This window comes from Pseudorhodoplanes sp. (assembly GCF_050250235.1).
Classification (GTDB): domain Bacteria; phylum Pseudomonadota; class Alphaproteobacteria; order Rhizobiales; family Xanthobacteraceae; genus Pseudorhodoplanes.
In genome coordinates this window covers 1-7,552 of record NZ_JBFWPA010000208.1, presented here as the reverse complement: position 1 = coordinate 7,552, position 7,552 = coordinate 1, and the positions used below count along the sequence as shown (strand labels likewise).

At 65.3% G+C, this 7,552-nt stretch carries 7 protein-coding genes; 4 read left to right on the top strand and 3 right to left on the bottom strand.

From position 1 onward, the window contains the following. From AB7F49_RS36490 to AB7F49_RS36475, 4 genes are all read left to right on the top strand, one after another. On the top strand, nucleotides 1–198 hold a 198-nt coding region (locus AB7F49_RS36490), incomplete at its 5' end, for an EAL domain-containing protein (protein WP_428531946.1). A 211-nt stretch (nucleotides 199–409) separates the two neighbouring features. Beyond that, nucleotides 410–1,435 (top strand): lytic transglycosylase domain-containing protein, encoded by a 1,026-nt coding sequence (locus AB7F49_RS36485; protein ID WP_428531943.1) that lies wholly within the window; start codon nucleotides 410–412, stop codon nucleotides 1,433–1,435. Between the two features lie 130 nt (nucleotides 1,436–1,565). After that, complete coding sequence (gene hydA, locus AB7F49_RS36480; RefSeq protein ID WP_428531940.1) at nucleotides 1,566–2,990, top strand: dihydropyrimidinase; 1,425 nt, start codon at nucleotides 1,566–1,568, stop codon at nucleotides 2,988–2,990. Between the two features lie 11 nt (nucleotides 2,991–3,001). After that, the gene (locus AB7F49_RS36475) at nucleotides 3,002–4,255 is read left to right on the top strand and encodes a pyridoxal-phosphate-dependent aminotransferase family protein (protein ID WP_428531937.1); all 1,254 of its coding nucleotides are present in this window, start codon (nucleotides 3,002–3,004) and stop codon (nucleotides 4,253–4,255) included. A gap of 271 nt (nucleotides 4,256–4,526) precedes the next feature. Here AB7F49_RS36475 and AB7F49_RS36470 read toward each other — a convergent pair whose 3' ends face one another. From AB7F49_RS36470 to AB7F49_RS36460, 3 genes are all read right to left on the bottom strand, one after another. Then, entirely contained in the window at nucleotides 4,527–4,970 is a 444-nt protein-coding gene (locus tag AB7F49_RS36470; RefSeq protein WP_428531934.1) for a hypothetical protein, read from the bottom strand. Then, entirely contained in the window at nucleotides 4,934–7,273 is a 2,340-nt protein-coding gene (locus AB7F49_RS36465) for a xanthine dehydrogenase family protein molybdopterin-binding subunit (protein WP_428531931.1), read from the bottom strand. Before AB7F49_RS36465 ends, AB7F49_RS36470 begins: the two co-directional genes overlap by 37 nt. Nucleotides 7,274–7,346: 73 nt before the next feature. After that, nucleotides 7,347–7,552, bottom strand: a 206-nt coding sequence (locus tag AB7F49_RS36460) for an SDR family oxidoreductase (RefSeq protein WP_428531928.1), incomplete at its 5' end; no start/stop codon positions are given.

Here is a 7,552-nt window from a genome sequence, read left to right as displayed (position 1 = left end):
GTACTCGGCCTCGGCCGCAGCCTCGATCTCACGACGGTTGCCGAGGGCGTGGAGACGCAGGCTCAGCTTACCGTCCTGCGCGGCGAAGGCTGCGACGAGATGCAGGGTTATCTGATCGGGCGGCCGCAGCCGATCTCGGAATATGCGGAAATCGCCGGCCGGCCGGCGCGGGATCGCCGGGTCGCGGCAGCCGGTTAGGAAATGCGGCGGAAACGCAGCGCGCGGATCGTTCCGCGTCCGCGATAAGACCTTCTCAGGGCCGCAGCATTTTCACAAAACTGTCCGCTTTCGCCAGCATCACCGAAACTTCATCGAGGGGGACACCCGAGGGGACGCCTCAGACGACAATCTGATCGGACCGCATGGACGGGCATGATTCCCGTGTGCGCGGCAGGGGAGCTTTGCGCGCATGAAACTTGCGCTCGCGATCATTGGGACCGTACTGGTGGCGGCACCAACAAAATTCGGCTCGGAAGCGATCCATCTCGACAATTGGCGCTCCAATTTCGAGCCTGGTTTCAAACAGACCGAAATCTCCGACATGACGGTTCCGGACGCCTCGCTGATCAAGGTGGCGTTGAACCCGGTTCCGCCGGACCTCATCGCGGACAGTCTCGCCGCCTTGCGCCTTCCCGAAGGACCGCCGCCGCCGCCGCCGGACGTATCCGAGGAAGCGCTGTGCCATACGCTCGCCTCCGCGGCTTTGGCGCATGGAATTCCGACCGGCTTTTTTGCGCGGCTGATCTGGCAGGAAAGCAAGTTCAAGCAGCGCGTGGTCAGTCACGCCGGGGCGCAGGGCGTCGCCCAGTTCATGCCTGCGGTCGCGGCCGAACGGGGCCTGCGCAATCCGTTCGACGCCCTCGACGCGCTGCCGCACTCGGCACGCTTCCTGAAAGAGCACCTGGAGGCATTCGGCAATCTCGGGCTGGCCGCCGCTGCCTATAATGGCGGAGCGCGCCGGGTGACGGACTGGCTCGCGCGGCGCGGCAGGCTCCCGCAGGAGACCCGCAACTACGTCAAGAGCATCACCGGACAGGACCCGGAGCGATGGACCGAGGAGAACCAGGTCGAGCTCGCGGTGAATCTGCCCTCGCGCGCGCCCTGCGAGGGGGTCGCCGATCTGTCACGCGACGCAGAGCCGGCCAAGGTGGCGGTGCAGCTCGAACCGCCGGTGGCGAAAATCGTCGAAACCGCGCGGATCGCGGCAGCCAAGGCCGCAGCCGCCGCCAAGGCGCGGCTCGCAGCGGCCAAGGCCAAGCGCCAGAAGCTGCTGGCGAAGGGCCGCGGCGGCAAGGCCAAGCCGGCTGCCGCAAAAGTGGCCGCAAAGCCGGCGGTAAAGCCCAACCTGCCGGCCAAGATCGCCGAGCGCGCGCCGGCCGCGCGCTCCGGCAAGGGCGGAAAAAGACTCGCCGAAACCAGCGCCGCCAAGCGTTGATCGCTGCGGCTGCACCGGTGGGTGCCCAGGTCGCGACCGCGCTTGCGCGCGGCAGAGCGTGATGCCTTCCGAAAACCGCTTCGCACTTTTCCGCCTCATGCTCTAGAACGGGTGCAATCGGGATTGCACCATGACGTTCGACACCATCATCCGCGGCGGCACGGTCGCAACCGCGTCCGACACCTTCTCCTGCGATATCGGAATCACGGACGGCCGGATCACAGCGCTCGGCGCCGATCTTGGCGCGGCTAGGCAGATCGTCGACGCCACCGGCAGGCTGGTGCTGCCGGGCGGCATCGACAGCCACGTCCATATCGCGCAGCCGTCCGGCCCCGACATCGTGATGGCCGACGATTTTGCCTCGGCCACGCGCTCGGCGGCGTTCGGCGGCAACACCATGGTGCTGCCCTTCGCCATGCAGCAGAAGGGCCAGTCACTGCGCGAGGTCGTCACCGAATATCACAGGAGGGCGGACGGCCAGTGCTACATCGACGTGTCCTTCCATCTCATCATCGCCGACGCGACCGACGCCGTGCTCGGCCAGGAACTGCCGGCGCTGGTGCATGACGGCTACACCTCATTCAAGGTCTTCATGACCTACGAGGGACTGGCGCTTTCCGACATCGAGATGCTGAACGTCATGAGCGTCGCCCGCGACACCGGCGCGCTGGTCATGATCCATGCCGAGAATTACGACGCCATCCGCTTCCTGACCGACCGGCTGGAGCGCGCCGGCAAGACCGAGCCGCATCATCACGCGACGTCACGGCCGATCCCGGTGGAGCGCGAGGCGACGCACCGAGCGATCTCGCTCGCCGAACTGGTCGATGTGCCGATCATGATCGTGCATGTCTCGAACGGCGAGGCGATGGAAGAAATACGCCGGGCGCAGCAGCGCGGACTGAAGGTCTATGGCGAGACCTGCCCGCAATATCTGGTGCTGACAGCGAAGGACATGGAAGGCCTCAACATGGAGGGGGCGAAATATGTCTGCTCGCCGCCGCCGCGCGACAAGGCGAGCCAGCAGGCCTGTTGGCAGGGTCTGCAGCAGGGCGTGTTCTCGCTGTTTTCATCGGACCATTGCCCGTTCCGCTACGACGACCCCAAGGGCAAGCTGACGCCCAAGGGCCGCACGTCCTTTCGCTGGGTGCCGAACGGCATCCCCGGCGTCGAGACCCGGCTGCCGATCCTGTTCTCGGAAGGCGTCGGCAAAGGCCGCATCTCGCTGAACGAGTTCGTCGCCCTGACCGCGACCAATCACGCCAGGACCTACGGGCTGTATCCGAAGAAAGGCACGATCGCGGTCGGCTCCGACGCCGACATCGCGATCTGGGATCCGAATCGCGAGGCGACGATCTCGCAGTCGCTGATGCATGGCGGCTCGGACTACACGCCGTACGAGGGGATCAAGGTGAAAGGCTGGCCGGTCTCGACCATGGTGCGCGGCAGGTTCGTGGTGCGCGACGGCACGCTGGTTGGCACACTCGGTGCAGGGGATTATGTGCCGCGGGCAAAGTCGGAACTGGCAAAGCCGCGCGGCGCGGCATCAGCCTGAGCAATCATCGCATGACCACCCTCTTCTCCGACCTCAATCCGCCGCCTCGCCTGCTCATGGGTCCCGGTCCGGTCGGCGTCGATCCGCGCGTGCTGCGCGCGATGTCGATGCCCATGCTCGGACAGTTCGACCCGGCTTTCACCGCCTACATGAACGAGATGATGGAGCTTCTGCGCCAGCTCTATCGGACGAAAAACAAATGGTCGCTGCTGGTCGACGGCACGGCGCGGGCCGGCGTGGAAGCGATCCTGGTCTCGATCGTCTCGCCGGGCGACAAGGTGCTGGTGCCGTCGTTCGGACGGTTCGGATTTCTGCTCGCGGAAATCTCCAAGCGCTGCGGCGGCGAGGTGGTCACCATCGAACGCGACTGGGGCAGTGTGTTCACACCCGACGAAATCGAGAGCGCGATCCGGCAGCACAAGCCGCGCGTGCTGGCGGTGGTGCATGGCGACACCTCGACCACGATGGCGCAGCCGCTCGACCAGCTCGGCGCAATCTGCCGCAAGCACGACGTGCTGCTCTACACCGACGCCACCGCCTCGCTCGGCGGCATGGATGTCGCGATCGACGCGTGGCAGGTCGATGCGGCGTCGTCCGGTTTGCAGAAATGCCTGTCGGGCCCGCCCGGCTCCTCGCCGATCACCGTCAACGAGCGCATCGTCGAGGTGGTGAAGCGCAGGCGTCATGTCGAGGGCGGGATCCGGCCTGCCGGTTTCGTCGACGGCGACGGCCCGGTGATCCAGTCGAATTACTTCGATCTCGGCATGCTGATGGATTACTGGAGCGAGATGCGGCTCAACCATCACACCGAAGCGACCTCGATGCTGTATGCCGCGCGCGAAGCGGTGCGCATCGTGCTGGCCGAAGGGCTCGACGCCTGCTTCGCGCGCCACAAGCTCGCGAGCGATGCGATCACCGCGGGGCTCACCGATATGGGGCTGACGCTGTTCGGCGATCAGACCCACAAGATGCCGAACGTCACCGGCGTCCATATCCCGGATGGCGTCAACGGCGATGCCGTGCGCGGCATGATGCTGAACGATTTCGGCATCGAGATCGGCACCTCGTTCGGTCCGCTGCACGGGAAAATCTGGCGCATCGGCACCATGGGCTATGTCTGCCGCAAGGAAAGCGTGCTGACCTGCCTTGCCGCGCTCGAAGTCTGCCTGCGGCAGGCCGGGTTCCGCGCCGGCTCCGGCACTGATGCGGCGCTCGCCGTCTATCGCGCAGCGGAAGCGCCGGTCCAGAAGGCGAAGGCCTCCTGAATCAACGGAAAAAAAGCGGTCCTGCTGCTTGTGCAGACAGGACCGTTGAGGGCTTGACGAACGGGGCCGGACGAAATTGGTCCGGCGCATGACCGGTCTAGGGGTGGCCTGTTACAGTTGGATGACCGGCATGCCGCGACTGGGGATAAGTCGCCCGCGTGGCGTCGCCGGTGCGGCGACATGTCCGCGAAACCGCCCCGTTTCGGCCGTCGCCACCGGCGTGAATTGGCCCACCGACGAATCGGGGTGACGCCCATGCAACGCAAGGCGCTCAGCGCCGCAACGTCTCCAGTTCCGGAAAGGGCTGCCATTTCGTCTGCGCGCATTGCTCCTTGCGAGCGGGGACGAGCGTGTCGAACCGCCCGGCCAGGAATGCCGCAAGATAGTCGCGGCTGCCCTGATATTTGCCGGTGGAATTCCTGGCATTGAAGCGCAGACAGACCATGTAGCGCTGGGTCGCGGGCGTCGGCGGAGAGGCGGGAATGGTACGCAATTCGGGCGCGCCGATCGAGGCATCGCGGACACCGGTCGGATCGTTCAGATAGGTCCGAAGGAAGGCGAGGATTTCGGTTCTGTAGTTTGCCGGCGGGACATTGGGATCGGTGACGAGCACCGAAGGCTGCTCCTGCGCGCAGGCGCAGGCGAGCGCCGCAAGCGGCAGCGCGAGCAGGGCCGATCTCAGCGTGCGGCCTTTGCGTCGTTGATCGTGCGCCATATCCGCTCCGGCGTTGCCGGCATGTCGATATGCTCGATGCCATAAGGCGACAGCGCATCGACGATCGCGTTGATCACCGCCGCCAGCGCGCCGACGGTTCCCGCTTCGCCTGCTCCCTTCACGCCAAGCGGGTTCATTGGCGTCAGCACTTCGTTCGCCTTGCAGATGAAGGCGGGGAAGTGCGCGGCGCGCGGCATCGCATAATCCATGAAGGAGCCGGACAGAAGCTGGCCGCTTTCATCATACGCGATATTTTCGAACAGAATCTGGCCGACTCCCTGCACCACCCCGCCATGCACCTGGCCCTTGACCAGTGCAGGATTCACGACGCGTCCGACATCGTCGACCACGACATAATTGAGAACCTGGCACACGCCGGTGTCCGGATCGATCTCGACCTCGCAGACATGGCAGCCGTTCGGGAACGTCGCGGCCTTCGGCGCAGCGATGGTCTTCTCCGAAAATCCGAACATGCCGCCGAGGCTCGGATCGCGCATCGTATAGGACAGCTTCGCCACATCCTTGACGCCGATGCGCCGGTCGGTGCCGGCAATCGCGAAATGTCCGGCCTCGAACACGATGTCCGCGGCATCGGCCTCGAAATGCACCGCGGCGATTTTCTTGCCGCGGTCGATCAGACGGTCCGCGGAGATGCGCAGCGAATTGCTTCCGGTAATGACCGATCGGCTGCCGAAGGTGCCGGTACCGAACTCGACCACATCGGTATCGCCATAGCGCACCCGCACGTCGCCGATCTCGAGCCCCAGGAAGTCCGCGACGATCTGCGCGAAGGTGATCTCGTGCCCCTGCCCGTGCGAATGCGTTCCCATCGACACCGTGACGCCGCCGGTCTGGTCGAACTTGATCTCGGCGCTTTCCGGCATCGGCGCAGGCGCAGGCCCGGCAGAAATCTCGATCGCGTTCGCAACGCCGATGCCGCGCAGCCTGCCTCGCTTCTTCGCGTCTTTCTTTCGCTCGGCAAAGCTGTTCCATTCGGAAAGCCCCAGCGCGTCGTCCATGTTGCGCTCGAACTCGCCGGAATCGTAGGTGAATACGAACCTGGTATTGTAGGGCATCTGATCCGGCGCGATCAGGTTGCGGCGGCGCAGTTCGACCGGATCGAAGCCGCCTTGCCGGGCCGCGACGTCGATCACGCGTTCGATCGCATAGGTCGCCTCCGGCCGACCCGCGCCGCGATAGGGAGCGGTCGGCGGCGTGTTGGAGAACACGCCGGTGACGCGCGAATGGATATGCGGCGTGCGATAGACACCCGCGAGACCCCCGAGATTGTTGGTCGGCGCGTGCAGACCCATCGGCGAGATATAGGCCCCGATATTGGCAATCGTCTCGACCTTGAGCGCCAGGAAGTTGCCCTTTTCGTCAAGACCGAGCGTGGTCGTGGAATAATTGTCGCGGCCATGGAAGTCCGAGACGAAGCTCTCGCCGCGCTCGCCCGCCCACAGCACCGGCCGGCCCGTCAGCTTCGCGCCGACGAGCGTCAGCACATATTCGGGGAATGGAGCCTCCTTCAGTCCGAAACCGCCGCCGACATCCGGCGAGACCACCCGCATGCGGTTGCCGGAGATCCGGAAGATATCGTTGGCGAGGCTCTCGCGCACGGCATGCGGATTCTGCAACCCGCAATGCAGCGTGTAGGCCTCGGTCACCGGGTCATACTGGCCGAGCGCGGTACGCGGCTCCATGGTCACCGCAGTGATCCGGTTGATCGGATAGGTGACGCTGACCCTGTGCGTTGCCGCGGCAAGCGCCTGCTCGACCGCGTCGCGGTTGCCGGCGTCGAACACGAAGCAGACATTGCGCGGCGCCTGCGGCCAGAGTTGCGCGGCGCCCTCATCCGCGGCAATGCGCGTTTCGGTGACGGTCGGCAGCGCGTCCCATTCGATCGCAATCGCTTCGGCGGCATCCCTGGCCTGATCCAGCGTGTCGGCGAACACCGCAGCCACCGCATCTCCGACAAAAAGCGCACGTTCGCGCGAGAGGATGCGATACGGCGGCTCGAAATTCGGTGCGCCGGCCGCTGTCTGGCGCTTGACCTTGGACTGGATCGAGCCGAGCGCTGTGATATCGGGATGCTCTCCGGTCAGCACGAGATGCACGCCCGGCATCGTCAGGGCCTCCGCCGTATCGATATTCACGATGCGGGCGGCGCCATGCGGCGAACGCACGACGAACAGGCGAAGCGCGTCCGGCGGGGCAAGGTCGGCGGTATAGCGGCCCAGGCCGCGGATCAGGCGGAGGTCTTCGGTACGCGGCAGCGATTTTCCGATGAAACGGTACGACATTGCAGCTTTCGACAGGGTGGAATGGTCCGGCGCCTCTCTTAGACGCTTCGCGGCCTCAAGTCATCGCGCTACGTCACGCATTCATGCCGCCGTCGGTCATATACACGCTGCCCGTGCAGAAACTCGATGCATCGGACGCAAGGAACAGCGCAGTTTCCGCGATCTCTTCCGGGCGCGCATGGCGGCCCAGCGGAATCATGCCGTTGATCATGGCGGTGGCGTCGGTGCCGATGGCCTGCCCGATGCGCTCCTCGATATCGCCCTGGAAGGAATTGTCCA